Origin of the sequence: Micromonospora sp. NPDC002717, assembly GCF_040295705.1 — a bacterium.
Taxonomy (GTDB): domain Bacteria; phylum Actinomycetota; class Actinomycetes; order Mycobacteriales; family Micromonosporaceae; genus Micromonospora.
The window spans coordinates 279,425-306,408 of record NZ_JBEOVW010000003.1 but is presented as its reverse complement, the minus strand read 5'-3'; the positions used below and the strand labels follow the sequence as shown (position 1 = coordinate 306,408).

The 26,984-nt window shown below is 72.5% G+C and carries 22 protein-coding genes and 1 pseudogene; 13 read left to right on the top strand and 10 right to left on the bottom strand.

The annotated features are described in order from the left end of the window. Positions 1 to 2 precede the first annotated feature (2 nt). The 3 genes and pseudogenes from ABT006_RS07825 to ABT006_RS07815 all read right to left on the bottom strand — a co-directional run bounded on the left by ABT006_RS07825 (position 3) and on the right by ABT006_RS07815 (position 3,695). Positions 3 to 1,256 (bottom strand): phosphatidylserine decarboxylase, encoded by a 1,254-nt coding sequence (locus ABT006_RS07825; RefSeq protein ID WP_350704019.1) that lies wholly within the window; start codon positions 1,254 to 1,256, stop codon positions 3 to 5. Positions 1,257 to 1,758: 502 nt separating this feature from the next. Next, positions 1,759 to 2,019 (bottom strand): annotated as a pseudogene (locus ABT006_RS07820) (hypothetical protein); the annotation flags it as partial. After that, the gene (locus ABT006_RS07815) at positions 2,016 to 3,695 is read right to left on the bottom strand and encodes a PspC domain-containing protein (protein ID WP_350704017.1); all 1,680 of its coding nucleotides are present in this window, start codon (positions 3,693 to 3,695) and stop codon (positions 2,016 to 2,018) included. The pseudogene ABT006_RS07820 and the gene ABT006_RS07815, both read right to left, overlap by 4 nt. A 172-nt stretch (positions 3,696 to 3,867) precedes the next feature. Here ABT006_RS07815 and ABT006_RS07810 point away from each other — a divergent pair, with 172 nt between their 5' ends. From ABT006_RS07810 to ABT006_RS07800, 3 genes are all read left to right on the top strand, one after another. After that, positions 3,868 to 5,133, top strand: a complete 1,266-nt coding sequence (locus tag ABT006_RS07810) for a PspC domain-containing protein (protein WP_350704015.1) — start codon at positions 3,868 to 3,870, stop codon at positions 5,131 to 5,133. Next, positions 5,133 to 5,819 carry a response regulator gene (locus ABT006_RS07805; RefSeq protein WP_350704013.1) on the top strand — a complete coding sequence of 229 codons (687 nt, stop codon included), beginning with the start codon at positions 5,133 to 5,135 and terminating at the stop codon, positions 5,817 to 5,819. The genes ABT006_RS07810 and ABT006_RS07805 overlap by 1 nt, the downstream gene beginning before the upstream one ends. A gap of 189 nt (positions 5,820 to 6,008) precedes the next feature. After that, on the top strand, positions 6,009 to 7,166 hold the full coding sequence (locus ABT006_RS07800) for a thioester domain-containing protein (protein WP_350704011.1): 1,158 nt from the start codon (positions 6,009 to 6,011) through the stop codon (positions 7,164 to 7,166). Between the two features lie 76 nt (positions 7,167 to 7,242). Here ABT006_RS07800 and ABT006_RS07795 read toward each other — a convergent pair whose 3' ends face one another. After that, on the bottom strand, positions 7,243 to 7,977 hold the full coding sequence (locus tag ABT006_RS07795) for a PIG-L deacetylase family protein (protein WP_350704009.1): 735 nt from the start codon (positions 7,975 to 7,977) through the stop codon (positions 7,243 to 7,245). Positions 7,978 to 8,406: 429 nt separating this feature from the next. Here ABT006_RS07795 and ABT006_RS07790 point away from each other — a divergent pair, with 429 nt between their 5' ends. The 5 genes from ABT006_RS07790 (at position 8,407) to ABT006_RS07770 (ending at position 14,231) form a co-directional block, all read left to right on the top strand. Beyond that, a complete protein-coding gene (locus ABT006_RS07790; RefSeq protein ID WP_350704008.1) occupies positions 8,407 to 10,050 on the top strand; it encodes a peptide ABC transporter substrate-binding protein in 1,644 nt (547 codons plus the stop codon). Between the two features lie 146 nt (positions 10,051 to 10,196). Continuing rightward, the gene (locus ABT006_RS07785; protein WP_350704006.1) at positions 10,197 to 11,123 is read left to right on the top strand and encodes an ABC transporter permease; all 927 of its coding nucleotides are present in this window, start codon (positions 10,197 to 10,199) and stop codon (positions 11,121 to 11,123) included. 75 nt (positions 11,124 to 11,198) lie between these two features. Beyond that, positions 11,199 to 12,176 (top strand): ABC transporter permease, encoded by a 978-nt coding sequence (locus ABT006_RS07780; RefSeq protein ID WP_350704004.1) that lies wholly within the window; start codon positions 11,199 to 11,201, stop codon positions 12,174 to 12,176. A gap of 26 nt (positions 12,177 to 12,202) precedes the next feature. Continuing rightward, a complete protein-coding gene (locus ABT006_RS07775) occupies positions 12,203 to 13,225 on the top strand; it encodes an ABC transporter ATP-binding protein (protein WP_350684244.1) in 1,023 nt (340 codons plus the stop codon). Continuing rightward, positions 13,218 to 14,231 (top strand): ABC transporter ATP-binding protein, encoded by a 1,014-nt coding sequence (locus tag ABT006_RS07770; protein ID WP_350704002.1) that lies wholly within the window; start codon positions 13,218 to 13,220, stop codon positions 14,229 to 14,231. The genes ABT006_RS07775 and ABT006_RS07770 overlap by 8 nt, the downstream gene beginning before the upstream one ends. Before the next feature lie 132 nt (positions 14,232 to 14,363). Here the strand turns inward: ABT006_RS07770 and ABT006_RS07765 are convergent, their stop codons facing one another. Beyond that, the gene (locus ABT006_RS07765; RefSeq protein WP_350704000.1) at positions 14,364 to 14,753 is read right to left on the bottom strand and encodes a chorismate mutase; all 390 of its coding nucleotides are present in this window, start codon (positions 14,751 to 14,753) and stop codon (positions 14,364 to 14,366) included. Positions 14,754 to 15,017: 264 nt separating this feature from the next. Continuing rightward, on the bottom strand, positions 15,018 to 16,868 hold the full coding sequence (locus ABT006_RS07760; RefSeq protein WP_350703998.1) for a bifunctional metallophosphatase/5'-nucleotidase: 1,851 nt from the start codon (positions 16,866 to 16,868) through the stop codon (positions 15,018 to 15,020). Positions 16,869 to 17,169: 301 nt separating this feature from the next. Between ABT006_RS07760 and pcrA the strand changes: the two genes are divergently transcribed. Continuing rightward, a complete protein-coding gene (pcrA, locus tag ABT006_RS07755; RefSeq protein ID WP_350703996.1) occupies positions 17,170 to 19,575 on the top strand; it encodes a DNA helicase PcrA in 2,406 nt (801 codons plus the stop codon). A 57-nt stretch (positions 19,576 to 19,632) separates the two neighbouring features. Here pcrA and ABT006_RS07750 read toward each other — a convergent pair whose 3' ends face one another. Together ABT006_RS07750 and ABT006_RS07745 are read right to left on the bottom strand one after the other, a co-directional pair. Next, a complete protein-coding gene (locus ABT006_RS07750; RefSeq protein WP_350703995.1) occupies positions 19,633 to 20,394 on the bottom strand; it encodes a M23 family metallopeptidase in 762 nt (253 codons plus the stop codon). A gap of 274 nt (positions 20,395 to 20,668) precedes the next feature. After that, complete coding sequence (locus ABT006_RS07745; RefSeq protein ID WP_350703993.1) at positions 20,669 to 21,388, bottom strand: M23 family metallopeptidase; 720 nt, start codon at positions 21,386 to 21,388, stop codon at positions 20,669 to 20,671. Between the two features lie 443 nt (positions 21,389 to 21,831). Between ABT006_RS07745 and icmB the strand changes: the two genes are divergently transcribed. From icmB to sucD, 3 genes are all read left to right on the top strand, one after another. Further along, positions 21,832 to 22,236: a coenzyme B12-dependent isobutyryl CoA mutase small subunit gene (gene icmB, locus ABT006_RS07740; protein ID WP_350684229.1), complete on the top strand. Its 405-nt coding sequence runs from the start codon at positions 21,832 to 21,834 to the stop codon at positions 22,234 to 22,236. A gap of 500 nt (positions 22,237 to 22,736) precedes the next feature. Beyond that, positions 22,737 to 23,915, top strand: a complete 1,179-nt coding sequence (sucC, locus tag ABT006_RS07735; protein WP_350703991.1) for an ADP-forming succinate--CoA ligase subunit beta — start codon at positions 22,737 to 22,739, stop codon at positions 23,913 to 23,915. A 2-nt stretch (positions 23,916 to 23,917) separates the two neighbouring features. After that, the gene (gene sucD, locus ABT006_RS07730) at positions 23,918 to 24,805 is read left to right on the top strand and encodes a succinate--CoA ligase subunit alpha (protein WP_350684227.1); all 888 of its coding nucleotides are present in this window, start codon (positions 23,918 to 23,920) and stop codon (positions 24,803 to 24,805) included. A gap of 46 nt (positions 24,806 to 24,851) precedes the next feature. On the opposite strand, the gene ABT006_RS07725 is transcribed toward sucD, so the two are convergent. Next, positions 24,852 to 25,118: a hypothetical protein gene (locus ABT006_RS07725; protein ID WP_350703990.1), complete on the bottom strand. Its 267-nt coding sequence runs from the start codon at positions 25,116 to 25,118 to the stop codon at positions 24,852 to 24,854. A 156-nt stretch (positions 25,119 to 25,274) separates the two neighbouring features. On the opposite strand from ABT006_RS07725, the gene ABT006_RS07720 reads away from it, so the two are divergent. Beyond that, the gene (locus ABT006_RS07720) at positions 25,275 to 26,579 is read left to right on the top strand and encodes a cell division protein PerM (protein WP_350703988.1); all 1,305 of its coding nucleotides are present in this window, start codon (positions 25,275 to 25,277) and stop codon (positions 26,577 to 26,579) included. A gap of 63 nt (positions 26,580 to 26,642) precedes the next feature. Here the strand turns inward: ABT006_RS07720 and ABT006_RS07715 are convergent. Next, a partial coding sequence (locus ABT006_RS07715) for a DUF4190 domain-containing protein (protein WP_350703986.1) occupies positions 26,643 to 26,984 on the bottom strand: 342 nt, incomplete at its 5' end.

The window sequence follows — 26,984 nt, the reverse complement described above, 5'->3', positions numbered from 1 at the left end:
CGTCAGCGCCAGCGGGCGATGACGGTGGAGCCGCCGACCACCTTGTCGCCGGGCCCGACGAGCGGCTCGGCGGCGTCGGCCGGCAGGTAGACGTCGGTGCGCGAGCCGAACCGGATCAGCCCGAACCGCTCGCCCCTGGCCAGCAGCGCGCCGATCGGCGCCCGCTGCACGATCCGCCGGGCGATCAGGCCGGTGCGCTGCGCCACGACCACCGTGCCGTGCGCGGTGTCCAGCACCGTGTACGCGGCGACGTTGTGCTCCGCCGCCGGCTTCATCGCGTTGGCGAAGCCGCCGTCGGCGACGAAGTAGTCGACCACCTTGCCGGCGACCGGGGCGCGGTTGACGTGCACGTCCAGCACCGAGAGGAAGACCGCGACCCGCAGCCACTCACCCGCGCCGAAGCGCTCGTCGTGCAGCCGCTGGACCGACAGCACCTGGCCGTCGGCCGCGGCGACCACCGCCGACGGGTCCTCCGGCACGTCGCGCTCCGGGTCCCGGAAGAAGGCCGCCACCGGCGCGGCGGCCAGGGCGGGGAGCAGCCAGAGCTTCGACTTCGGCCGGGCGAGCCGGGTCAGCGCGGCCAGGCCGAGCGTGATGCCGGCGGCAGCCACCCCGTTGGAGTCGATGTGCATGCCGCGGGTCAGCGGCACGCTCGACGGGCGGTACGCCGGGGCGAGCGACGCCGCCGAGGCGGCGTCGGCCGGGGTGAAGCGGAGCCGGTACACCCGCAGCGGCGGGTTGTTGCGCAGCACCAGGTCGGTGCCGACGCCGTACAGCGCGCCCTGCCGGTCCAGCTCCGCCGCCGCGCCCGCCGTGCGCCCCGGCGTGGCGGTCGTCGCCACGCTCAGCACCGCGCCGTCGGTGAGATACTTCGTCAGGCCCTCGACGGCGCCGCGGGTCTCGTCGGCCGTGCCGGTGAACGGCTCCCCGGCGATGACCACCGCGGCGGGCTCGGCCTCGGTGAGCGTGTCGACCACGCGGACCCGGTCGGCGACCCAGCGACCCTGGGCGGTGACGTGCTCCCGCAGTGCCCCGGGGCCGGTCGACCCGGCGGGCACCAGCGTGAGGGTGTCGCCGGGCAGCAGCGCGTCGATCGCCGCGGCCAGCACCGCGGACTCCGGCGTCGCGCCGACCAGCAGGGCGGCCTTCGGGTCGTTCATCCGGGCCAGCTCGGCGACGAGGGTACGGGCGGCTCGCTCGCCGATGCCGACCGGACCGGAGCGGCCGGCGGGGCGCACGGCGGGGGACTGCGTCATGTCGGACGGGCTCCTGACGGGGTAGAGACGGGAATCGCGGCGGGACCGCCACGGCGGCGCGGTCCGGCCGGCTCGGCGGCCACGTCGGCGCGGTCCGGCCGGCGGAGGCGAGATCTCCACCGGCCAGCATAGGCGGCTGCGGAGGCGGGCCGCACCGCTGTGGTCAGCCGCGCGGGCGCTCCTCGCCGGACGGCGCGCCGCCGACCGGGCCCGGCCGGTCGTCCTCGTCGGCGGGCCGGTCCTCGACCGCGTCGGGGCGGACGTCGGTGACCGCCTCGGTGGGCGACTCGTCGGCGTCGTCCCCGGTCCGTGGGCCGGCCGTCGGCGTGCCCGACACCGGCGCGGACACCTCCCACTCGGACGGCCCGCCCCATTCGGACCGCTGGCCCCAGTCCGACCGCCCGGTGCCCCATGCCGCCGGCTCGTCGGCCGGGGCCGGCCGGTCGAGGTCCCACCGGGTCGGATCGACATCGGCGGTGTGCCGGTCCGGCTCGTCACCGGCGGGTTCGGCGGCCGGCTGGGCGGAGGTGGGCCCGACGCGGTCCGGGGCGGGGGCCGCGTCCTTGCCGGTCGCGGCGGAGCGCCCGGAGCGCAGCGCGCCCACCAGGCCCAGGAGACCGATCACGATCAGCGCGCCGGCCAGGAACCAGCCGACGGGTGGCAGGGCGAGCCCGAGCAACTTGGCGAGCAGCCACCACGCGGCGAGCCCGACGAAGATCAGCCCGAAGGCGAACGACACGACGTCGGTGCGGTGGGCCTTCACCGAGTCACCTCCAGGTTGCCGGCGTTCACGTGGACGTAGAGGCGCAGCGTGCCGCCGCCGGCGCCGTCGGCACCCAGGTCGGTCGTCTCCCGGAGCGGGCCGTCCAGCCCGCCGGAGCGCTTGCCGAAGACGACCGCGTCACCGGCGTTGACGTCGGTCACCGTGGTGACGTCGACGTTCGGCGGCACCACCACGGTGCACTCGCCGAAGTTGACGGAGACCGTGATCTCGGTGTTCTTCTTGTCGAAGTCGACCGCCCGCAGGTCGAGGGTCGCGTCGCCGAAGCTGTTCTCGTACCGGACGGCGAGGTCGCGGTGGTCGGTGGGGGCCCAGGTCACGTTGCCGTCGACGCCCCGGACCCGGTCGTAGGACTCGGCCACGGTGGCCATCCCGAGGGCGGCGGCGGCCACCACGCCGAGCGCGATCAGCCACCGGGCCCGCCCGAACCAGGTACCGACCAGCAGGCCGAGCCCGATGGTGGCCAGGGTGGCGGCGAAGTACGCCGACGCCCCGACGTCGAAGACGTCCAGCAGGTCGAGGACGGCGACCACGCCGAGGACGAGGAAGATCAGCGAGAAGGTCACCGCGCCGAGCGGGGAGCGCTCACGCGGGCGCTTCGGCGGCTTCGGCGGTCGCGGCGGTCGCGGCGGCAGTGGCGGGATGCCCGCCTGGCCGGCGTACGGGCCGTGCGGGGCGAACGGGGGCCGGTAGCTCGGCGGCAGGGGCGCGGGGCGGGCCGGTGCGCCCCCCGAGGTCGCGCCGGGCCAGCCGGACGTGGGCGCGGCCGGCGGCCAGCCGGCGGTCGGCGTACCCCCGGGGAAGGGGGCCGGCGCGGGCGGGGCGGTCGGCGCGGGCGGGGCGGCCGGCGGCCAGGCGGGCAGCTCGGCGGTCGGCTCGGCCGGCTGGCCGGTGACCGGGACGTTGTCCGCGGGCGCGGCCGGCGCCGGGGCCCCGCCGGGGGCCACGGCGACGCTCGGCGGGGCCTGGTACGCGGCCGGCGCGGGATAGCTGACCGGCGGCACCGGGCCGGGCGGGGCGGCCGGTGCGGGCGGGACCGTACCGGCCGGCGTGGCCCCGGTGCCCCGGTTGTCCCGGTTGAGCATCAGCGCCCCGCCGATCAGGATCGTGGCACCGAGCAGCACCGCCCGGAACGCGTCGGTGACGATGTAGCCGAAGCTGACCGCGACCAGGATGCTGAGCACGATCACGGTGATCGGGGACATGCTGGACCGGCCCCGACCGAGCATCGACTCGACGGGGGAGGCGCTGTCCCCCTCGCCGGGGATGATCAGCCAGGCGGTGACGTAGACCAGGATGCCGATGCCGCCGAAGAAGCCGAGCACGGCGAGGAGCACCCGCCAGAGCACCGGGTCGGTGTTGGTGGCCCGGCCGATCGCCGCGCAGACGCCGGCCAGGTAGCGGCCGTCGCGGGGGCGGACCAGCCCGTACCGGGAGGTGAAGCCGGCGCCGCCGGACGGCGGCTGCGGCCCGGCGCCCGGATCCACGCCCGGCCCGGCGCCGGGCGGCGGCGTCCACCCGACGGCGCCCGGCGCGGCCACCGGCGGCGGCGCCCCGGGGGCGGTGGACGCGGTCCCGTCGGCGGGCGTCGCGGCGGGCGGCGGTCCACCGGGCTGTGCCGCCCCGGGACGGGGGGACTGGGCAGCTTCCTCGGTCATGCCCTCGATCCTGCTGCCCCGACCGCCCGGACGACCTCAGGACCCGACCCTGACCCCACCCTGAGATCCGGGCGGCCGGAATGTCGGGGGCGTCCCCGTGGTCGGGCGGCGGCGCAGCGTGTGACGATCGAACCGGCGCCGGCAGCGAACGGTCGCCCGCCCCGTGCCCGTCGTGACCAGGGAGCCTCCGATCGACGCCGTGACCCAGCCACCTCGCCTCTACCGCGCCCCCGAGCACCGGATGGCCGCCGGGGTGGCCGCCGGCATCGCCGACCACCTCGGCATCTCCGTGCTGCGGGTGCGGGTCGCCTTCATGGTGCTGCTCGGGCTGAGTGGTCTCGGCCTGCTGCTCTACGCGGCCTTCTGGGCGGTCGTGCCGCTGCGGCCCGGCGACACCGCCGTACCGCCCCGCCGGGACGTCGCCCAGCTGCTGCCGTTCGTGGCGATCGGCCTCGGCGTGCTGCTGGTGCAGATGATGGTCTTCGACTCGGTCGGCGCGGCCGGCACCGCCGGGTGGCTGGTCGCGATCATCGCGGTCGGCGCCGGGGTGATCTGGCACCAGTCGGCCCCGGAGCGGCGGCGGCAGTGGGGCGACTCCATGCCGGTGCCGTGGCTGGGCGCGGTGGTGGAGGAGAGCGACCGGCGGGCCTTCGTGCTCCGGTTCATCGGCGGCGGGGTGCTGGTCGCGGTCGGCATAATCGGCGTCGCCGCGGTCTACTCCCCGGCGCAGAACTTCGACGCGGTGCTCAACGGCGTGATCTTCGCCCTGGTCGGGCTCGCCGGGGTCGGGGTGGTGGCCGCGCCGGTGCTGTGGCGGACGTTCAACCAGCTCCGCTCGGAGCGCGAGGGGCGCATCCGTGAGCAGGAGCGGGCCGAGCTGGCCGCGATGGTGCACGACCAGGTGCTGCACACCCTGGCCCTGATCCAGCGCAACGCGGCCGACGTGAAGACGGTCCAGCGGCTCGCCCGGGGGCAGGAACGCTCGCTGCGCAACTGGCTCTACAAGCCCACCGGATCGCCGACCGAGCGCTTCGCCGCCGCGCTGGAGCAGGCCGCCGCCGAGGTCGAGGACACCTTCGCGATCACCGTCGAGGCGGTGGTGGTCGGCGACCGGGAGACCGACGAGCGGGTCGGCGCGCTGGTCGCGGCCGGGCGCGAGGCGCTGGTGAACGCCGCCCGGCACGCCGGGGTGCAGACGGTCTCGCTGTACGCCGAGGTCGAGCCGGAACAGGTCAGTGTCTTCGTCCGGGACCGGGGGAAGGGCTTCGACCCGGATACGGTGGAGGATCACCGGCACGGCGTCCGGGGCTCGATCATCGGGCGGATGAAGCGGCACGGCGGCCGGGCGGAGATCCGGTCCGAGCCGGGGGAGGGGACCGAGGTCCGGTTGATCCTGCCGATCTCCCGGGACTCGTCCACGGCGGAAAGGGACAAGTGATGACCGAGCAGTCGATGGAACCGGTCGAGGGAGCGGGTGCCGGCGCGGAGCGGCTGCGGGTCTTCCTCGTCGACGACCACGCCATGTTCCGCGCGGGGGTCCGCGCCGAGCTGGGTGCGCACGTCGAGGTGGTGGGGGAGGCGAGCACGGTCGGCGAGGCGGTCACCCGGATCGCCGCCACGCTGCCCGACGTGGTGCTGCTCGACGTGCACATGCCGGACGGCGGCGGTCGCGCGGTGCTGGAGGCGATGCGGCGTACCCATCCGCAGGTCAAGTTCCTGGCGTTGAGCGTCTCGGACGCGGCGGAGGACGTGATCGGGCTGATCCGGGCCGGCGCGCGGGGCTACGTCACCAAGACGATCTCCCCGGAGGAGCTGGCCGCCGCGATCCGCCGGGTGGCCGACGGCGACGCCGTGTTCAGCCCCCGGCTGGCGGGGTTCGTGCTGGACGCGTTCGCGGCCCGTCCGGACGCGCCGGTGGCCGATCCGGAGCTGGACCAGCTCACCAACCGTGAGCGCGAGGTGCTGCGGCTGCTCGCCCGGGGGTACGCCTACAAGGAGATCGCCAAGGAGCTCTACATCTCGATCAAGACGGTCGAGACGCACGTGTCGAACGTGCTGCGCAAGCTCCAGATGTCCAACAGGTACGAGTTGTCCCGCTGGGCGGCCGACCGTCGCCTCGTGTGATCCACCTCTTTTCCCCTCCATTTCGGGCGGAAGCGACGAACCTGGCCCGCAGGGGCTGACAAACGATCAATTCGCGTCCCATAATGCCCCGTCGCGTTCTCGCGTGCGGGTGGTGCGAACCCGCGGGAACGGCGGCTTCGCTCACCCGCCGTTCGGCGGGTCACCCCTGGGGAGAGGTACGCGAATCTGATGTTCGGACAACGAGGACGGCGCTGGGCGCGGATCGCCCTGGCGACCGTCGCCGGTGGTGCGCTGGCGCTCGGCTTCGCCGCGCCGGCCGCCGCCGCCGAGACGACCGGCGTGGCCAAGTCGGTGGGCGGCAGCGTCAAGCTGCTGCTCGACGGAAAGCCGAAGAACGCCGGCGCGCTGGCGCTGAAGATCGACGGGAAGCTCGTCCCGGCCTTCTGCATCGACTACCACACCAATGTGGCGATCGACGGCACGTACAAGGAGGGCACCTGGGACGAGTCCCAGGTGAAGAACCTCGGCAAGGTGCAGTGGGTGCTCACCCACGGCTACCCGAACGCCGACTCGGCGACGCTGCTGGCCGCCGCCGGCGCTGCCGTCCCCGAGAAGGCCGACGCCAAGAAGCTGCTCTACTTCGGCACCCAGACCGCCATCTGGCACTTCAGTGACGGGATCACCCTCGGTGACTGGGTCAAGGACAAGGGCCTGCTCGGCAAGCAGCAGTACGACGTGATCAAGCGGGTCCACGACTACCTCGTCGCCAACGCCACCGACCAGCCCGAGCCGAAGGCCGAGCTGAGCGTCGACCCGGCCAGCGCCAAGGCCACGGTCGGCGACAAGGCCGGCCCGTTCACGGTCAAGGGCCCGGCCGGCGACATCGCCGTCGCGGTCAGCGGCGGCTCGGCGGTCGACGCCGAGGGCAAGCCGGTCACCACGACCACCAACGGTGGGCAGTTCTGGCTGACCGCGGACGGCGCCGGCGAGGTCGAGGCGACCGTCTCCGCCAAGGGCTCGGTCTCCTTCGGCCGGGTCTTCCTCTTCACCGGCGAGAAGGCCGCGCAGAAGCTGATCCTCGGCGGCAGCACCGGTGAGACCGTGACCGCCAAGGCCGAGGCCACCTTCGCCGCGGCCCCGACCGAGTCGCCGTCGCCGAGCGCGCCGGCCGAGTCGCCCTCGCCGAGCGTCCCGGCGGAGTCGCCGTCGCCGAGCGCCCCGGTCGAGAGCCCGGCCCCGTCGACCTCCCCCGCCAGTAACGGCGGGGACCTGCCGCTGACCGGCTCCCCGATCGCCGCCGCGATCGCGGCCGGTGTGGCGCTGCTGGCCGCGGGTGCGGTCACCGTGCTGATGGTCCGCCGTCGCAAGCTGCGCTTCACGGCCTGACCGACGTCCGTTCCGCGGCTCCGGCCCCGGCACCCGCTCCGCGCGGTGCCGGGGCCGGACCCGTCCGGCGGTCAGGTCACCCGGTGCGCAGCACGGTGAACGCCTCGGCCAGCCGGCCGGCCGGCAGCCCGGCCGCGTCGGCCGCCGCGGTGAGCTGGTCCCGGACCCAGGTCTCCACGTCCATCCGCGCGGTCTGCGAGCGGTGCGCGCGCATCGCGGCGACCTTGCGCGCGTACTGACCGGTGACGTCGACGGTGTGGTCCGGCGCCGGGCCGCCGGCGTACCAGATCTCCCGGACCACCCACGGCCGGAGCCCCTCGGCCAGCAGTTCGGGGTGGGCGCACGGGTTACGCGCGTCCGGGTAGACCGCGCAGGTCGTGGCCTCGCCCACGGCGAGGTGGTCGGGGTGGCCCGGCCCGGCGAGGTGTTCCCACCGGCGCAGCGGCGAGCTGGTCAGCACCCGGTCGGGCCGGTGCCGGCGGATCGCCGCGGTGACGTCCCGGCGCAGGTCGAGCGTCGGGGCGAGGACGCCGTCGACGTACCCGTCGAGGAACTCCACCTGCCGTACGCCGACCGCGGCCGCGGCCGCCCGCTGCTCCTCCTCCCGCAGCCGGGTCACCGACCCGCGCCCGGTGCTGTCGCAGCCGCCCGCCTCGCCCCGGGTGACGATCAGGTACGCGACCTCGATGCCCTCCTCCACCCAGTTGGCCATTGTGCCCGCACAGCCGAAGTCGATATCGTCCGGATGGGCAAAAACTGCCAGCGCCCGGACGACGTCCGAAAGTGCGGGAGCGGACGCGGGAAAGCTCACAAGCGTCGAGCGTACGCCCGGGGTGTCGATCCCGCAGAACCGTGTCTTTCCTGCTCAGAGCAGTACGACCGGCACCGATCATGATCTTTTTTCAAGTATCGGCAACGTGGCGAGCAACTAACGGCTTGATAACGGCACCTTCACGGAACGGGCCGGTAAGTGTCACAGTGGCAGCACCTCACCCCTCGAGTGAGGCACTCCGTACGACCTGACGACCACGGCCGCCGTCTGTGAACGGTGTTCCGTGGTGGTCTCGCGTGCGCGGTGCCGAGCCCGGCGGGCGGGGCGGCCCGGCGGATCGGTACAACATCTTGTCCCGTTTCACTGCGGTGAAACCGGCGTCCCGCGCTGCGGGCCGGCGGACGTGTCACCCCCTTGCGTGCGTGAAACCCACGACGGAACCAGGTTAGAAAGAGGAGGCCCCTCGGAATGAGAGTCTCGAAGCGGGCAAGCAGCGCGGTCGCGCTGGGCGCGGCGTTCGCGCTCGTCGCGTCCGGTTGCTCGAGCAGCGACAGCGACGGCGGCGACGCCGGCGCCAGCGCCGACGGCGCGATCACCATCGAGGGCACCCAGCCGGAGAACGGCCTGGTCCCGTCGAACACCACCGAGACCGGTGGCGGCAAGATCATCGACTGGATGTGGACCGGTCTGGTCGAGTACCCGAACGACGGCAGCGCTCCGCGCAACGCCCTCGCCGAGTCGATCGAGACGACCGACTCCAAGGTCTACACCATCAAGATCAAGAAGGACACGAAGTTCCACGACGGCACCGTCGTCAAGGCCAAGAACTTCGTGGACGCCTGGAACTGGGGCGCCTACTCGCCGAACGGCGCGCAGAACGGCAGCTTCTTCGCCGACATCCAGGGCTTCGGGGACGTCAACACCGAGGACCCGGACGGCGCCGAGGGCCCGCAGAAGGCCCCCGAGCCGGCCAAGAAGGAGATGTCCGGCCTGAAGGTCGTCGACGACTGGACCTTCGAGGTCACCCTCGCCGCGCCGACCGCCGTGTTCCCGACCAAGCTCGGCTACAGCACCTTCATGCCGCTGCCGGACGCGTTCTTCACCCAGGGCGCCGAGGCGTTCGGCAAGAAGCCGATCGGTAACGGCCCGGTCAAGTTCGTGTCGTGGGAAGACGACGTCCAGATCAAGCTGACGCGCTTCGACGACTACACGCTGCGCGACAAGATGAAGATCAAGGACGTCACGCTCAAGATCTACCAGGACGACACGGCGGCCTACAACGACCTGCTCGCCGGCAACATCGACTTCATGCAGCAGGTCCCGGTCTCCTCGCTCGCCGGCGACAAGTGGAAGCAGGACCTGACCGACCGGGCGATCTCCTCGACCACCCCGTCGACCGGCATCATCGCCTTCCCGATCTACGACAAGCGCTTCCAGAACGCCAAGCTGCGCAAGGCGATCTCGATGTCGATCAACCGCCAGGAGATCAGCGACAAGATCTTCTTCGGCAACCGGAAGCCGGCCGACAGCTGGGCCAACCCGCTGACCCCGGGCGCCAAGCCGGGTAACTGCACCGCCTGCCAGTTCAACGTCGACGAGGCCAAGAAGCTCCTGAACGAGGCCGGCGGCTTCACCGGCGAGCTGGTCATGTACTACAACGCCGACGCCAGCCACAAGGAGTGGATGGAGGCCGTCGCGCAGCAGGTCAAGACCAACCTGGGCATCAACGCCCGCGCCGAGGGCATGCCGACCTTCGCGGTGTTCCGTCAGAACATCAACGCCCACAAGATGAAGGGCATGTACCGCGCCGGCTGGCAGCAGGACTACCCGGACGTCGAGAACTGGGTCAACCCGCTCTACGTCAAGGGTGGCTCCTCGAACGACGGTCTGTACAGCAACCCGCAGGTCGACGCCCTGGCCAAGGAGGCCAGCTCCGCGCCGAGCCTGGAGGCCGCGCACGAGAAGTTCGCTCAGGCGGTCGCCATCATCGACCAGGACGTTCCCACGGTTCCGATCTACTTCGGCGGCCAGCAGTCCGGCCACTCGGAGAAGATCAAGAAGCTCGAGCTGACCAACGTCGGCGAGCTGGACCTCACCTCGGTCGAGCTCTGATCCGAACGGTCTGACCCCGGGTCGGGCTCACCTACCGGTGGGCCCGACCCGGGCCGTTCCGTGAGGGAGTGTTACAACAGTCCCTCGCCACGTCCGTCATCCCCGTGTCGGCCGTCCGACGCGCCCCCTGTCTGGAGGACCACCCCATGGGCCGTTATCTGTTGAGACGGCTGCTCCAACTCATCCCGGTCTTCATCGGAACGACGTTCCTGATCTACTGGCTGGTCTGGTCGGTGCCCGGCGACCCGTTCGCCGGCAAGTGCGGCGAACGCGCCTGCCCGGACGCCTACGTCAACATGATGACCGAGAAGTTCAAGCTGGATCAGTCCATCTGGGTGCAGTACGGCAACTACATGCAGAACCTGTTCCAGGGCGACTTCGGGCAGACGTTCGGCGGCCGGGAGATCGGCGACATCATCGCCACGTCGTACCCGAACACTTTGAAGCTGGCCCTGGTGGCCCTCGTCATCGAGGCGGTCATCGGCCTCACCGCGGGTGTGCTGACCGGCCTGCGCCGTAACGGCTTCCTGGACAACCTGGTCCTGGTCTCCAGCCTCTTCCTGATCGCGCTGCCGATCTTCGTCATCGGCTTCGTGCTCCAGTGGGTGCTCGGCGTGCAGTGGGGCGTCATCAAGCCCACCGTCTCCAGCGAGATGCGTATCTCGGAGCTGATCGTGCCCGGCTTCGTGCTGGGTAGCGCCTCGATGGCGTACATCGCCCGGGTCGCCCGGACGAGCATCGCGGAGAACCGGCGCGCCGACTACGTCCGCACCGCGATCGCCAAGGGCCTGCCGATGCGGCGGGTGGTCGGGGTGCACCTGCTGCGCAACTCCCTCATCCCGGTGGTCACCCTGCTCGGCACCGACCTCGGTGCCCTGATGGGCGGCGCGATCGTGACCGAGGGCATCTTCCAGATCAACGGGATCGGCCGCCAGGTCTTCCGCGCGATCGTCACCAAGGAGAGCGCTACGGTTGTCTCCATCGTGGTGGTCCTGGTGCTGGTCTACCTGGTCATGAACCTCGTGGTGGACCTGCTCTACGCCGCCCTGGACCCGAGGATCCGCTATGAGTGAGCGCAGCGAACGAAACTTGGTCATTGCAGCGTGCCCGGGCACCCACGCCCGGGTCGAGCGGAGCGAGGTGCCGGCATGAGCGACCCCAGTGCCGCGTCGATCGTCAGTACGCCCCCGGCCACCGCGCCGACTGAGCTGGGCGCGCCCACCAACGCGGGCCAGCCGGAGAACGCCCGCAAGGAGAAGCCGCGCGGCCTGCTCGGCGACGCCTGGCTCATCCTGCGTCGCAAGCCGCTGTTCTGGATCTCCGCGACGTTCATCGTCATCTTCCTGGTGATGACCGCCTTCCCGTCGCTGTTCAGCTCCGGCGACCCGGCGAACGGCGACCTGAAGAACAGCCTCGTCGGCCCGTCGTCGGAAGCCTGGTTCGGCTACGACTTCCAGGGGCGCGACGTCTACGCCCGGGTGATCTACGGCGCCCGCGCCTCCATCGTGGTCTCCGTGCTCTCGGTGCTCGGCGTGCTGCTGATCGGCGGCGCGATGGGCATCATGGCCGGCTACCGGGGCGGCTGGGTGGACGCCCTGCTCTCCCGCGTCGCCGACGTCTTCTTCGGCCTGCCCTTCGTGCTGGGCGCCATCGTCATCCTGACCACCTTCAACGGGTCGGGCACGAGCAACAGCAAGGCCGAGATCATGGCCCTGGTGAGCATGTCCCTGGTCGTGCTGGGCTGGCCGGTCGTGATGCGGCTGATGCGCTCCTCGGTGCTGGCCACCAAGGAGGCCGACTACATCGTCGCCGCCCGGGCGCTGGGTGCCGGCACCGGCCGGATCATCCTCAAGCACCTGCTGCCGAACAGCCTCGCGCCGCTGCTGGTCTACGGGACGATCCTGGTCGGCTCGTTCATCGGCGCCGAGGCGACGCTGTCCTTCCTGGGCGTCGGCCTGAAGAGCCCGGTGGTCTCCTGGGGCATCATGATCAACGAGGCCCAGTCCCTCATCCGGGTCGCGCCGTACCTGCTCTTCTTCCCGGCCGCCTTCCTCGTCACCGCCGTGCTGAGCTTCGTGGTGCTCGGTGAGACGGTCCGCGAGGCCCTCGATCCGAAACTCCGCTAGGGGCGATTCAGTTGTCCGACATTCTCGTGTCCGAGCAGTCCGCGGCGGGTACCTCCGGTCGCCCCTCCGGCCGTCTGCTCGAGGTCGACGACCTCCGCGTGGAGTTCCGCACCCGGGACGGCGTCGCGAAGGTCATCAACGGGGTCACGTACCACGTCGACGCGGGGGAGACCCTCGCCGTGCTCGGCGAGTCCGGCTCCGGTAAGAGCGTCACCGCGCAGACCATCATGGGCATCCTGGACACGCCGCCCGGTTTCGTCACCGGCGGTCAGGTCCGCTTCCACGGCAAGGACATGCTGAAGATGTCCTTCGAGGAGCGTCGCCGCATCCGCGGTGAGGGGATCGCCATGATCTTCCAGGACGCGCTCTCCGCGCTCAACCCGGTTTTCACCGTCGGCTTCCAGATCGCCGAGCAGTTCCGGGTGCGGCGCGGCATGAGCCGTGCCGACGCCAAGAAGCGCGCGATCGAGATGCTCGACCAGGTCAAGATCCCGAACGCCAAGGGCCGGTTCAGCAACTACCCGCACCAGTTCTCGGGTGGTATGCGGCAGCGCGCCATGATCGCGATGTCGCTGGCACTGGACCCGGAGGTGCTGATCGCGGACGAGCCGACCACCGCGCTGGACGTGACGGTGCAGGCCCAGATCATGGACCTGCTCGCCGAACTCCAGCGGGAGCGGCAGATGGGCATGATCCTGATCACCCACGACCTCGGCGTGGTCGCCGACGTCGCGGACCGGATCGCGGTCATGTACGCGGGTCGCATCGTCGAGGAAGCCAACGTGTACGACCTGTACGCCAAGCCGGCGCACCCGTACACGATCGGTCTGATCAACTCGATTCCCCGGCTGGACGAGAAGGGGCAGCAGCTCCGGACCATCAAGGGCCTCCCGCCGAACCTGATGAACATCCCGCCGGGCTGCCCGTTCAACCCGCGCTGCCCCATGGCGCAGCCGGTCTGCCGGGAGAAGGTCCCGCCGCTGCTGCAGGTGGGTGCCGGCCGGGCCAGCGCCTGCCACTTCGCCGAGGAGCTGGTGAACCGTGACTGAGAACATCCTCGAGGTCCGTGACCTGGTCAAGCACTACCCGGTGACCCGGGGTGTGGTCTTCAAGAAGACCATCGGCCAGGTCAAGGCGGTGGACGGGGTCTCCTTCGACCTCAAGGCCGGCGAGACCCTGGGTGTGGTCGGCGAGTCCGGCTGCGGCAAGTCGACCCTGGCCCGGGTCCTGATGAACCTGGAGCGGCCGACTTCCGGCAGCGTGCTCTACAAGGGCCAGGACATCTCCAAGTTCTCCGGCGGGGCGCTGCGGCGGCTGCGCCGGCAGATCCAGCTGGTGATGCAGGACCCGTACACCTCGCTGAACCCGCGGATGACGGTCGGCGACCTCATCGGCGAGCCGTTCGAGATCCACCCGGAGGTGGCGCCGAAGGGCAGCCGCCGGGGCAAGGTGATGGAACTGCTCGACCTGGTGGGTCTGAACCCGGAGCACATCAACCGGTACCCGCACCAGTTCTCCGGCGGTCAGCGGCAGCGCATCGGCATCGCCCGGGCGCTCGCCCTGCGGCCCGAGATCATCGTCTGCGACGAGCCGGTGTCGGCCCTGGACGTGTCGATCCAGGCGCAGGTGATGAACCTGCTGGAGCAGCTCCAGGGCGAGTTCGGCCTGTCGTACGTCTTCATCGCGCACGACCTGTCGGTGGTCCGGCACCTGTCGGACCGGGTCGCGGTGATGTACCTCGGCAAGATCGCGGAGATCGGCACCGAGGACGAGATCTACGAGCGGCCGACCCACCCGTACACCCAGGCGCTGCTGTCGGCGGTGCCGGTGCCGGACCCGACCGTCCGCGAGAACAAGGCGATCATCCGCCTCACCGGTGACGTGCCGTCGCCGGTCAGCCCGCCCTCGGGCTGCCGGTTCCGGACCCGCTGCTGGAAGGCGCAGGACGTCTGCGCCCAGCAGGTCCCGCTGCTGGAGATCCGGTCGGGCTCGGACCACCCGAGCGCCTGCCACTTCGCCGAGAAGCGGGAGATCGTGCAGACGCACGAGGTGTGACAACCACGGGACCGCCTGCCGACGTCACCGCGACGACGGCAGGCGGTTCCGTCGTTTCCGGGCGGGCGCGGCGGCCGGCGGCCGGGACGCAACCACCGCGCCGCCCGGCCCGCCGCGCCGCCCCGGTACGCCTCACAGGGGGCCGCGGCCGGCGCGGAGCAGCAGCAGCGCGAGCTGCGTGCCGTCGGCGCCGAGGGCGACCCGGAAACGCTCCAGGATCTCCCGCTCCCGGGAGAGCACGAGCCGCGTGCCGCCGGAGGCCATCCGGGTCGCCCCGACCTCCTGGGAGAGGCGGGCTCGCTCCTGCCACAGCTCGATGAGCGCCCGGTCGATCTCGTCGATCCGTTCCCGGATCTCCACGATCCGGGCGGCCGCGCCCGGCTCCGCGGTGCCGGTGCGCGCCTCCGGCTTCGCGTCGTCGGCGCCGCCCGGCGCGTCGACCTGGCCGGATGCCCCCGGGTCGGGCCGGCCAGCCCCGGGCCGCGTCAGGCTGCCGTTGGACTCCACCACGTCTGTCATCATCGGGTACCCCTCGCCGTCAGGTGCCCGGTGCCCGGATCCCGGGACGGAGAAAGCCCCGGGCTCCAGGAGCCCGGGGCTTTCTCGTAGGTCTGTTGATCAGGCGCGACCCACGGCTGCCGGACTCCCGGTGCCGTAGTAAAAGTAGAAGCGCTGACCGAACACGCCGTCGAGTATGCCGACCCAGGGCCGGCGCGCGCAAGGATTCGGCCGGACACGTGGCCGGCGGCACGGTCCCGGCGCCGGCGACGCCGGGACCGTGCCCGGTCAGCTGAGCCGGGTGATGCGGTCGGCCGGCCCGGGGGCGACCGGCTCGCCGGCGCCCAGGTACGCGATCAGCGCGTCGACGTCGAAGCCGGGGGCCGTGCTGCGGCCGGTGCCGGCGCGCAGCTCGGTGAAGCCGTCCCCGCCGTTGGCCAGGAAGTCGTTCGTGGTGACCCGGTAGCTGGCCGCCGGGTCGACCGGCACGCCGTCGAGCGCCAGGGCGCTCACCCGCGAGCCCGCCGGGGCGGTGGTGTCGTAGGAGTAGGTCAGCCCGGCGGAGACCTGGAGGATGCGCTGGGTGGTCTGCCCGTTGAAGCCGACGAACTGCTGCTCCAGCACGTTGCGTAGCTGGGCGCCGGTGAGGGTCTGGGTGACCACCAGGTTGTTGAACGGCTGGACGGTGAAGGCCTCGCCGTACGTGATCTCACCCGGCGCCTCGCCGCCGGCGGAGGCGGCGTACGGCAGCGACGCCCGGATGCCGCCCGGGTTCATCAGCGCGATCTGCGCCCCGGCCGACCGGGTGTACGCGATCTGCGCGTCGGCGATCACGTCACCGAGCGGGCTCTCGCCGTTGGGGCGGGCGTCGCGGACGACGTCGGCCGACACCCGGCCCACCACCCGGTTGGCGATGGGCGCCACGGCCGCCCGGTACTTGTCGGCCAGCGCCTTGGCGGCCGGGTCCACCAGGTCGGGGTTGCGCACGTACGTGCCCGGCGCGCTCTGCTGCCAGGTGCCGTCCGGGTTGCGGACGCCGTTCTCGACGACCACGTTGCGGGCGGAGATCCCGGTGAACCGGCCGGTGCGCCGGTCCAGCGAGTAGTCCACGTCGGTGATCAGCTGGCCGTTGTTGCCGGCGCTGGTGACGACGCTCTGCGCGCCCGAGGAGTTCGGCAGGGAGCAGGAGTAGAAGCGGTGCGTGTGGCCGGAGACGACCAGCCCGAACTCCGGCCGCAGGCCGCGGACGATGTCCACGATCGGGCCCGAGAAGTTCGCGCAGTCCGAGACGCCCGGGGTGGCCGGCGGCGGCGACTGCGCGCCGCCCTCGTGCACCAGCAGCACCATCGCCTTGACGCCGAAGAGCTTGAGCAGCCCGCCCCACTTGTTGGCGGTCGCCACCTCGTCGGTGAACCGCACCGAGGCGATGCCGGCCGGGTTGACGATGTCCGGGGTGCCTTCCAGGGTCACGCCGACGAAGCCGACCGGCACGCCGCCGACGAACTTCACGTCGACCGGGGGCAGGATCGGCAGCCCTGTCTTCCTGCTGACGGTGTTGGCGGCGAGGTACGTGAACTTCGCGCCGGCGAAGCCGTCCCCGTCCTGGCAGCCGTCGACCGGGTGGCAGCCGCCCTTGTTGATCCGGATCAGCTCGTCGACGCCCTCGTCGAACTCGTGGTTGCCGACCGAGCTGACCTCCAGCCCGATCTCGTCCATCAGCTCGATGGTCGGCTCGTCGTGGAAGGCGGCGCTGACCAGCGGGGTGGCGCCGATCAGGTCGCCGGCCCCGACGGTGGTGGTGACCCGCCCCTCGGCGGCGGCCTCGGCGCGCAGCCGCTTCAGCCAGGTGGCGAGGTACTCCACCCCGCCGGCCGGGGTGCCGTTGACCACCGCGCCGCTGCCGCCGGGCGGGTCGATGGCGCCGTGGAAGTCGTTGTAGCTGAGGAAGTTGCCCTTGACCTCGCCGCCCGTGGGGGTGGCGTAGGAGACCGAGACGGGGGCGAGGGCGGCCCACGGGTCGTCGGCGGGGGCCGGGGCGGGCCGGGAAGCGGTGGGCAGCGTGGCGACGACGGCCAACGCGAGGGCGGGCGCGGCGAGGTGACGCAGCGCCGACCGACCGCGCGAACGCGGCTGAGTCATGGTCGTTCTCCCAGTCGTGTACGGGGGAAGGAGCCGGATTTTCACCGTCATCGTTCTGTACCTGGGCTGGCGGCACCAGACAGGACAGGGTGACATCTTCGTCTCAACCTGGCACGCCCCGCCGGACCCGCCCGGCACGCCGCGCCGGATCGGCCCGCGCCCAGGTGCCCGTCCGGTCGCTCCGGCGGTCGCTCGGGCAGGCCCGGGCCCTCGGCTCGGCCGGTCCTCCGATGACGGCCCGGTCGCGCCGGGGTCCACGCGGCGGGGAAGTGTCCGGCCGGCGGCATAGACTCGCCGTGCGATGCATCCTCTCTTCGACATCCCCGTGTCCCCGCCCGCGCCGGCGCCTGCCCCGACCCCGCCGCACCGGCCGGGGTCCGCCGCCGCCCGCCTCGACCCGCAGGCCCTGGTCGAGGGCCTCAACGGGCCCCAGCGCGACGCCGTCACCCACGCCGGCTCGCCGCTGCTGATCGTGGCCGGCGCCGGTTCGGGCAAGACCCGGGTGCTCACCCACCGGATCGCCTACCTGCTGGCCGCCCGGGACGTGCACCCCGGCGAGATCATCGCGATCACCTTCACCAACAAGGCCGCCGGCGAGATGAAGGAGCGCGTCGCGCACCTCGTCGGCCCGCGTGCCCGGCTGATGTGGGTGTCGACGTTCCACTCCGCGTGCGTGCGCATCCTGCGCGCCGAGCACGAGCACGCCGGGCTGAAGTCGACCTTCTCGATCTACGACGCGGACGACTCCCGTCGGCTGATGCAGATGGTCGCCCGGGAGCTCGACCTCGACCCGAAGCGCTACCCGGCGCGCGGGCTCGCCGCCCAGGTCTCCAACCTGAAGAACGAGCTGGTCGACCCGGAGGAGTTCGCGGGCCGCGCCAAGGGCCCCAACGAGCGGGCGCTGGCGGAGGCCTACACGCTCTACCAGCGGCGGCTGCGCGAGGCGCACGCGCTCGACTTCGACGACCTGATCATGACGACGGTGCACCTGCTCCAGTCCCACCCGCACGTCGCGGAGAGCTACCGCCGGCGGTTCCGGCACGTGCTGGTCGACGAATACCAGGACACCAACCACGCCCAGTACGTGCTGATCAAGGAGCTGGTCTCGGGCACGGACGGGATCGAGCCGGCGGAGCTGTGCGTGGTCGGCGACGCCGACCAGTCCATCTACGCGTTCCGCGGCGCGACGATCCGCAACATCCTGGAGTTCGAGCGCGACTTCAGCGACGCCCGCACGATCCTGCTGGAGCAGAACTACCGCTCGACCCAGACGATTCTCAACGCCGCCAACGCGGTGATCGACCGCAACACCTCGCGCAAGCCGAAGCGGCTGTGGAGCGAGGCGGGCGCCGGCGAGCGGATCGTCGGCTACGTGGCGGACACCGAGCACGCCGAGGCCGACTGGGTGGCCAGGGAGATCGACCGGCTGGTCGACGCCGACGAGACCCGCCCCGGTGACGTGGCCGTCTTCTACCGCACCAACGCCCAGTCCCGGGTCTTCGAGGAGGTGTTCATCCGGGTCGGCCTGCCCTACAAGGTGGTCGGCGGGGTGCGCTTCTACGAGCGTAAGGAGGTCCGCGACGCGTTGGCCTACCTGCGCGCGGTGGTCAACGACGACGACACGGTCAGCCTGCGCCGGATCCTCAACACCCCCCGACGGGGCATCGGCGACCGCGCCGAGGCGTGCGTGGAGGCCCTGTCCAGCCGGGACCGGATCTCCTTCGGCGCGGCGCTGCGGCGGGCGAAGGACGCGCCGGGCATCTCCACCCGGGCGGCCAACGGCATCGCGGACTTCGTCGACCTGCTCGACGGCGCCCGCGAGCTGGCCGAGACCGGCACCCCGGAGGAGGTGCTGGAGGCGCTGCTGACCCGCTCGGGTTACCTCACCGAGCTGGAGGAGAGCCTCGACCCGCAGGACGCCGGTCGGGTCGACAACCTCCAGGAGCTGGTCAGCGTCGCCCGGGAGTACACGGAGCGGATCGAGGCGACCGGCGAGGAGGGGGAGCGGGCCACCGTGGCCGGCTTCCTGGAGCAGGTCGCGCTGGTCGCCGACGCCGACCAGGTGCCGACCGACGACCCGGACCACCAGGGCGTGGTCACCCTGATGACGCTGCACACCGCCAAGGGGCTGGAGTTCCCGGTCGTCTTCCTGACCGGCCTGGAGGACGGCGTCTTCCCGCACCTGCGCTCGCTCGGCGACACCCGGGAGCTGGAGGAGGAGCGCCGGCTGGCGTACGTGGGCATCACCCGGGCCCGCCAGCGCCTCTACCTCTCCCGGGCGGTGACCCGCTCGGCGTGGGGGCAGCCGTCCTACAACCCGCCGTCCCGGTTCCTGGAGGAGCTGCCGCCGGAGCTGGTCCGCTGGGAGCGCACCGAGGGGTCGTACACCTCGTGGGCCGGTGGGGGCGGCGGCGTCGGGGGCCGCGCGGACCGTGTGCCCGGCGGGCGCGGCGGCTTCAACGGCGGCACCCCCAAGGCCGCCCAGTTGGCGAAGCGGCTCGGCGTCGACGCCAGCCGGCTGACCACGGCGAGCGAGCTGCCGCAGGGGCCGAAGGTGTCCGCCGGTGACCGGGTCAACCACCAGCGCTACGGCCTGGGGCGGGTGCTCGCGGTGGAGGGGCACGGCCCGGGCGCCCGGGCGCAGATCGACTTCGGTGACCAGACGATGTGGCTGGTGCTGCGGCACGCGCCGATCGACAAGCTCTGAGACGACCACGGCCCGGCCCGGCGGCACGCCGGACCGGGCCGTCCCGGTCGGTACGGGTCAGCAGGCCACGTCGATGCCCCGGGCGCGCAGGAACGGCGCCGGGTCGATCTGGTTCCACATCTGGCCCTGGTGGACCTCGAAGTGCAGGTGCGGCCCGGTGGAGTCACCCGTGGAGCCCTCCAGGCCGATGGTCTCGCCGGCGCCCACCTTGTCGCCCACGCCCACCTTGGCGGTGCTGAGGTGGGCGTAGTGGGTCAGGTAGCCGTTGCCGTGGTCGACGACGACGGAGATGCCGTACCCGTCGCCGACGTCGCCGGCCTTGGTGACCGTGCCGCCGAAGGCGGCGCGGACCGGGGTGCCGGCGGGCAGCGCGAAGTCGATGCCGGCGTGCAGGGTGCCCCAGCGCGGGCCGTAGCAGGAGGTGATCGCGGCGCCCTTCATCGGGACGACCCAGCTCGGCTTGGGCTTGCTGGTCTTCTTCGGCGTCGGCTTGGCGGTGGTCGCCTTCGGGCTGGGCTTCGCCGACGGGCTGGCCGTCGTGGGGCTCGGCGTCGGGCTGGCCGAGGGGGTGGCCGGGACGGCCGACTCGCGGGCGGCGCGGTCGGCGCGGTCGGCGGCCTCGGCACGGGCCTGCGCGTCGAGGGAGACGGCGGCCGGGACGGAGGGCTCGTCGTTGCCGGTGGCCGCGAAGGCGGCGCCGCCGAGACCGAGGCCGACCAGGGCCGCCGCGGCGACGATCACTCGGGTGCGGCCGCCGGCCCGCCTCCGGTGCCGGGCGGGGGCGTCGGGGGTGTTCTCGTTCTGAGTGTCTTCCTGCACGGCGGACCTTCACTGGTCGAGGGGGCACTTGACCTCGAAATACTGGTGTCAGCGGGGCCGGCAGCGGGTAGGGGGATCGGGTCGGGACGGAACGACGGTGGCCGGTGCCGTCCGTTAACCTCCGAGTTGGGGCTTTGGTAGCGGTAAGTGATCATGGTCGATCGTGGCGGCGGTCACACTCGCGGTTGTGACCCAGCAGACTTTCGCCCGCTGGCGGCCGACGAAAAACCGCCCGGATCGACAGATCCGGGCGGTCAACGGTCGGTGCGCAGCGTCAGGACGCGGCTGCGTCGTTGTAATATGCCTCGGTTTGTAGCTTGATGTCCACTCCGCGCTCCTGGAGCCACGGCACCGGGTCGCGCGGCTCGCCCTTGACATGGACCTCCAGGTGGAGGTGGGAGCCGTAGGAGTGGCCGGTGTTGCCGACGAGCCCGAGCTGGTCGCCCGCCTTGACCTGCTGCCCCTGCTGCACGCTCAGCGCGGAGGAGTGGCCGTAGATCGCCTCGCTGCCGTCGGCGTGCTGGACGATCACCGTGTAGCCGTAACCGCCGAACCAGCCGGCCTTGGTGACGGTGCCGGCGTGGATGGCGACGTAGGGCGTGCCCTCGGGGGCGACCAGGTCGACGCCGGTGTGCAGCTTGCCCCAGCGCATGCCGTAGGGCGTGTTGAACTCGAAGCTCTCCAGGGGGAGCCGCCAGACCTCGCGCTCGGCGGCGTCCTCGGCTCCGGCGGCGCGGGTGCTGTCGCGGGAGGCGCGGTCGGCGGCGTCGGCGCGGGCCGCGGCGTCCTGGCTCAGCGTCGAGGCGGCCTTCAGCTCGTCGAGGACCGACGGGTCGACGCTCTTCGCGTCCGGCATGGCGCTCGCGCCGAGCGCGACGACACCGGCCCCGACGAGGGCGGTGGTGACGACGGCGGCGTAGCGGCTACGCGGGGGGGTGGGTACGCGGCGGCGGCCGCGATATCGATCGGGCTCAGACGACAGGCGCTGGCGCACGCACACCCTCCGTTGTCGGGGATCCGATGCGGCTTCCTCGACGCTCGTGAAGCTCCGATGAACGTCGGCTGGCCGCGTCGTCACCCGTCCGTGGACCTGATGACAACCGTGGACACGTTAGCCAACCACCAGGCCCGTCACAAGCCGAAGCGCCGAATTGCTACCGCGTTCTGTCCCTTTGCGTCCGTGATTGTCATGCCTCGTTCCCGTCGAACGGCGCCCCCGTAACTGCCCGTTCGTCGCGCAGCGTGACCGAACGGCGGAGTCGTCCGGCTTGACGGCGGTGATCATCTACGGCATGCGTACCGTCTGTGGGGGCAACCTCCCCCCGGGTGTCGCCGGCCGGTGTGCCGTGCGCTTCGCCGCCCGGATTTCCCGGGCCGGGCGGGGCGGGTTACCGTTCGTTCAGGTGAAGCCGCGGAGCCGGTGAAAGGGATGCGCAGATGAGCTCTCGTGTTCGGGTCGTCGTCGCCAAGCCGGGCCTGGACGGCCACGACCGTGGCGCCAAGGTCGTCGCGCGTGCCCTCCGGGACGCCGGCATGGAGGTCATCTACACCGGCCTGCACCAGACCCCGGAGCAGATCGTGGAGACCGCGATCCAGGAGGACGCCGACGCGGTCGGGCTCTCCGTGCTGTCCGGGGCGCACATGACGCTCTTCCGGCGCGTGGTGGAGCTGCTCGGTGAGCGGGACGCCCGCGACATCGTCGTCTTCGGCGGCGGCATCATCCCCGACGCGGACATCCCCGAGCTGCAGAAGCTGGGCGTCGCCAAGATCTTCACGCCGGGCGCCACCACCGCCTCGATCGTGGAGTGGGTCCGGGAGAACGTCGCGCAGCCGGTCGCCTGACGGTCGGTCAGCATCCCGCCGGAGGGCGAGGACGTGCTGTTCACGGACTCGGGGCGGTCGACGGGTCACAGACGACTCAGGCCGGTCGACGGCTGACGTCGGACAGGGGGAGGGGCCGGACGCACCCCTCACACGTCCGGCCCCTCTATGCACGATGCCCCGCCGCCACCCCTCGACCGACAGGGCATCGGCCGTCTCCCGTCGCCGCGCTGCATCAGCGCTCCGACACCTGACTCAACGACGCCCCTGCGGAGGGGTTACGCAGCCCGGACAACATCGTCCGGACGGCTGACGTCGGGGCCCGAAGTCGCGGAAAGGCCGCGCGACGCCGCTGGCTGTGCATTACCGCACACCGCGCACCCGCTCGGTTGCGGCCGGTGTCCACCTCGCTAGGCTGCGCCCAATGGCCTGTTTCAACTGATGACAGGCGTCAAACTGTTTTCCATAACGCTGGTGGCGGCGCGACGGCGCGCCGCGGAGACGGGACGGGACGCGCAAACGTGGACCTGTACGAGTACCAGGGGCGGGACCTGTTCGAGCGGCACGGCTTGCCCGTGCTCGCCGGCGGCGTCGCCACGACCCCGGAGGAGGCCCGCGCGATCGCCGAACGCCTCGGCGGTCGGGTGGTCGTCAAGGCGCAGGTGAAGGTCGGGGGCCGGGGCAAGGCCGGCGGCGTGAAGCTGGCCGAGGGCGCGGATGAGACGGTGGCCCGGGCCACCGACATCCTCGGCATGGACATCAAGGGTCACACGGTCCACAAGGTCATGATCACCGTGACCGCGGACGTGGCCGAGGAGTACTACTTCTCCTACCTGCTCGACCGGGCGAACCGCACCTTCCTCTGCATCGCCAGCGTCGCGGGCGGCATGGACATCGAGCAGGTCGCCGCCGACACCCCGGAGAAGGTCGTCAAGGCCCCGATCGACGCCAACACCGGCGTCGACGAGGCGAAGGCGCGCGAGATCGTCGCCGCCGCCGGCTTCCCGGCCGAGGTCGCCGACCAGGTCGTCGAGGTCGCCGTGGGCCTGTGGAAGGCCTTCGTCGCCGAGGACGCCACGCTGGTCGAGGTGAACCCGCTGGCCAAGACCGGCGAGGGCAAGCTGCTGCTGCTCGACGCCAAGGTCACCCTGGACGAGAACGCCGGCTTCCGGCACCCGGACCACGAGGCGCTCGTCGACCAGGCCGCGGTGGACCCGCTGGAGCAGGCCGCCAAGGAGAAGGACCTCAACTACGTCAAGCTCGACGGCGAGGTCGGCATCATCGGCAACGGCGCGGGCCTGGTCATGTCGACCCTCGACGTGGTCGCGTACGCCGGCGAGCGGCACGGCGGCGTCAAGCCGGCCAACTTCCTCGACATCGGCGGCGGCGCGAGCGCCGCGGTGATGGCGAACGGGCTGGAGATCGTCCTGTCCGACCCGTCGGTGAAGAGCGTCTTCGTCAACGTCTTCGGCGGCATCACCGCCTGCGACGAGGTCGCCAACGGCATCGTGCAGGCGCTGGCCCTGCTCGAGCAGCGCGGCGAGAAGGTCACCAAGCCGCTGGTCGTCCGCCTCGACGGCAACAACGCCGAGGCCGGCCGGGCGATCCTCGACGGCGCGAACAACCCGCTGGTCCAGCGGGTGGACACGATGGATGGCGCGGCCGAGCGGGCCGCCGAGCTGGCGGCTGCGGGGGTCTGACAATGGCTATCTGGCTGACCAAGGACTCGAAGGTCATCGTCCAGGGGATGACCGGTTCCGAGGGTTCCAAGCACACCCGGCGGATGCTCGCCGCGGGCACCAACGTCGTCGGCGGCGTCAACCCGCGCAAGGCGGGCCAGACCGTCGACTTCGACGGCACCGAGCTGCCGGTCTTCGCCAGCGTCGCGGACGCGATGGCGCAGACCGGCGCCGACGTGACCGTGATCTTCGTGCCGCCGCAGTTCACCAAGGGCGCGGTCGTCGAGGCGATCGACGCCGGGATCGACCTGGCCGTGGTGATCACCGAGGGCGTGCCGGTGCACGACACCGCCGCGTTCTGGGCGTACAACGTGGCCAAGGGCGAGCGGACCCGGATCATCGGGCCGAACTGCCCGGGCATCGCCTCGCCGGGCGCCTCCAACGCCGGGATCATCCCGGCCGACATCACCGGCACCGGCCGCATCGGCCTGGTCAGCAAGAGCGGCACGCTGACCTACCAGATGATGTACGAGCTGCGCGACATCGGCTTCTCGACCTGCGTCGGCATCGGCGGTGACCCGATCATCGGCACCACCCACATCGACGCGCTGGCCGCGTTCGAGGCCGACCCGGACACCGACGCGATCGTCATGATCGGTGAGATCGGCGGCGACGCCGAGGAGCGGGCCGCCGAGTTCATCAAGGCGAACGTGACCAAGCCGGTGGTCGGCTACATCGCCGGCTTCACCGCGCCTCCCGGCAAGACCATGGGGCACGCCGGCGCGATCATCTCCGGCTCCGCCGGCACGGCCGAGGCCAAGAAGAGCGCGCTGGAGGCCGTCGGCGTCAAGGTCGGCAAGACGCCGACCGAGACCGCCAAGCTGATGCGGGAGATCATGTCCGCCGGCTGATCCAGGCTGGTGTACGACCAGGGGGCCGACCGTTCGCGGTCGGCCCTCAGTCGTTGTAGAGCGGGTAGTTGCCGCCGGCCCAGAGGACGCCACTGCCGATGATGTTGAGCACGCCGAACGCGATCGCCAACCAGCCGAGCACCGGCGACTGCCCGAAGCGCTTGGCGTCCCGGATCGACAGGTAGCCGAAGACGATCCCCAGGATGCCGCAGCAGAGCAGGCCGAGGATGATGCCGAGCACGCCCCAGAGCGTGGTGCGGTCCTGGCCGGCCACGGGCGGTGGCGGCGGGGGCGGCGGGTACGGAGCGTTCACGGCTTCCCTCCGGACGTCGGTGCCGCGACTTCGGTCGCGTCCCTGGGCCGAGGCTAGACCGGATCGGGGGCGGGAGACGGTGGATCACGGAACTCGCCGCCGCTCGGGGGCGGTATCGGACTGCCACCGCGCGCGCGGCATGCCAGAGTAGACCCGATGTCCTCCGTCACCCCTGATCAGCCGAGCCGCCCCGGCGTCGAGGCCGGCACCGACGCCCGGCCGGCCGCGCCCGGCGGGCGCGGCCGGCGGGTGCCCGCGCCGCGGAGCGGCGAGCCCCCTCGCAACCGCGCCCCGCTGGCCGTCGCCGCGGCGGTCGCCGCCGGCTGGGCGGCGCTCACCTCGTGGCTGCCGGTGGTGGTCGTGCTCTGGTTGTTCCAGCTCAGCGAGGGTGCCGCCTCCGTGCCGAGCGCGTTCCGCGCCGGGCTGGCCGGCTGGCTGCTCGGGCACGGCGTCCCGCTCGACACCGGCGCCGGCCCGCTCGGGCTGGCTCCGCTGGCGTTGACCGCGTTGGTGGTCTGGCGACTGACCCGGGCGGGCGTGCACACCAGCCGGGCGATCGGCGCGCGCGGTGGGGGGTCGCCCCGGCAGGCGCTCGTCGCGGCCGGCGCGGTCGGCATCGCGTACGCGCTGATCGGCGTGCTCGCGGCGGTGCTGGCCGGCGCGGGCGGCCCCGGGGCGTCACCGGTCCGCGCCGGGGTCACCCTCGCGGTGCTGGGCACGCTCGCCGCCCTGGTCGGCTCGGCCCGGACGACCCGCGTCGCCGGCCTGCTGGCCGCGCGGTCCCCGGAGCCGCTGCGTGACGGGATCCGCACCGGGCTGGTCGCCGGGCTGCTGCTGCTCGCCGCGGGCGGCGGGGCGGCGGGGCTCGCCGTGGCCACCGGGGGCGGTGACGCCGCCGACCTCATCGGGGCCTATCGCACCGGGGTCGCCGGGCAGGCCGGGATCACCCTGGTCAGCCTCGCCTACGCGCCCAACGCCACCATCTGGTCGGTCAGCTACCTGCTCGGGCCGGGTTTCGCCGTCGGCACGGACACGGCGGTCCGCACCAGCGAGGTGTCCGTCGGCGCGCTGCCGGCCGTCCCGCTGCTGGCGGGGCTGCCGCGCGGCCCGGTCGACGGCATCGGGGCGGCCCTGCTCGCGGTGCCGGTCCTCGCCGGGATGGCGGCGGGCTGGCTGCTGGCCCGCCGGCTGCTCCGGCTCGCCGCCGACGACCGGACGCCGCTGCGCTGGGGCCCGCTGCTCGGGCCGGCGGCGCTCGCCGGGCCGGTGGCCGGCGTGCTGCTGGGCGCCGCCGCGGCGGCCTCCGCCGGGTCGCTGGGCGGCGGCCGGCTGGCCGAGGTGGGGCCCGTCGCCTGGCAGGTGGCCGGCGTGGCGACCGCGGTCATCGGGGTGGGCGCGCTGCTGGGCGCCGCCGCGACCCGGGCGCTCTCCCGCCCCGCCGACCCGCCCCGCGCCCGCTGAGGCCGCCGGTACGCCGAAGGGGCGCCCCGGACGAGCCGGGACGCCCCTTTCGTGCCGGGCCGGTCAGGGCTGGTAGGTGACCCCGAAGATCAGCAGGGCGATCTGGAGCAGGCCCAGCACGGCGCCGATGGCGCCGCAGATCAGGCCGGCGAGGGCCTGACCCTGGTTGTCGGCCAGGCCCTGGGCGGCCTTCTGCTTGCCCATCCAGCCGGTCACCCCGGCGGCGATGCCCAGCGGGATGCCGAGGTAGCAGCAGACCAGCGGGATCGACGCGATGCCGAGGATCATCGACACCAGGCCGAGGGTGTTCTGCTGCTGCCCCGGCCCCTTGCCGGCGAACCCGGCGTTCGGGTACATGGGCGGCGGCGGGTACGCCTGCTGGGCGTACGGATCCTGGTACGGCGG

Coding starts and splice junctions, on each gene's coding strand:
- ABT006_RS07785 (WP_350704006.1), top strand. CDS start 10,197: ATGGGCCGTTATCTGTTGAGACGGCTGCTCCAACTCATCCCGGTCTTC.
- icmB (WP_350684229.1), top strand. CDS start 21,832: ATGAGCTCTCGTGTTCGGGTCGTCGTCGCCAAGCCGGGCCTGGACGGC.
- ABT006_RS07760 (WP_350703998.1), bottom strand. CDS start 16,868: ATGACTCAGCCGCGTTCGCGCGGTCGGTCGGCGCTGCGTCACCTCGCC.
- ABT006_RS07765 (WP_350704000.1), bottom strand. CDS start 14,753: ATGATGACAGACGTGGTGGAGTCCAACGGCAGCCTGACGCGGCCCGGG.
- ABT006_RS07790 (WP_350704008.1), top strand. CDS start 8,407: ATGAGAGTCTCGAAGCGGGCAAGCAGCGCGGTCGCGCTGGGCGCGGCG.
- ABT006_RS07815 (WP_350704017.1), bottom strand. CDS start 3,695: ATGACCGAGGAAGCTGCCCAGTCCCCCCGTCCCGGGGCGGCACAGCCC.
- pcrA (WP_350703996.1), top strand. CDS start 17,170: ATGCATCCTCTCTTCGACATCCCCGTGTCCCCGCCCGCGCCGGCGCCT.
- ABT006_RS07825 (WP_350704019.1), bottom strand. CDS start 1,256: ATGACGCAGTCCCCCGCCGTGCGCCCCGCCGGCCGCTCCGGTCCGGTC.
- ABT006_RS07720 (WP_350703988.1), top strand. CDS start 25,275: ATGTCCTCCGTCACCCCTGATCAGCCGAGCCGCCCCGGCGTCGAGGCC.
- sucD (WP_350684227.1), top strand. CDS start 23,918: ATGGCTATCTGGCTGACCAAGGACTCGAAGGTCATCGTCCAGGGGATG.
- ABT006_RS07805 (WP_350704013.1), top strand. CDS start 5,133: ATGACCGAGCAGTCGATGGAACCGGTCGAGGGAGCGGGTGCCGGCGCG.
- ABT006_RS07800 (WP_350704011.1), top strand. CDS start 6,009: ATGTTCGGACAACGAGGACGGCGCTGGGCGCGGATCGCCCTGGCGACC.
- ABT006_RS07780 (WP_350704004.1), top strand. CDS start 11,199: ATGAGCGACCCCAGTGCCGCGTCGATCGTCAGTACGCCCCCGGCCACC.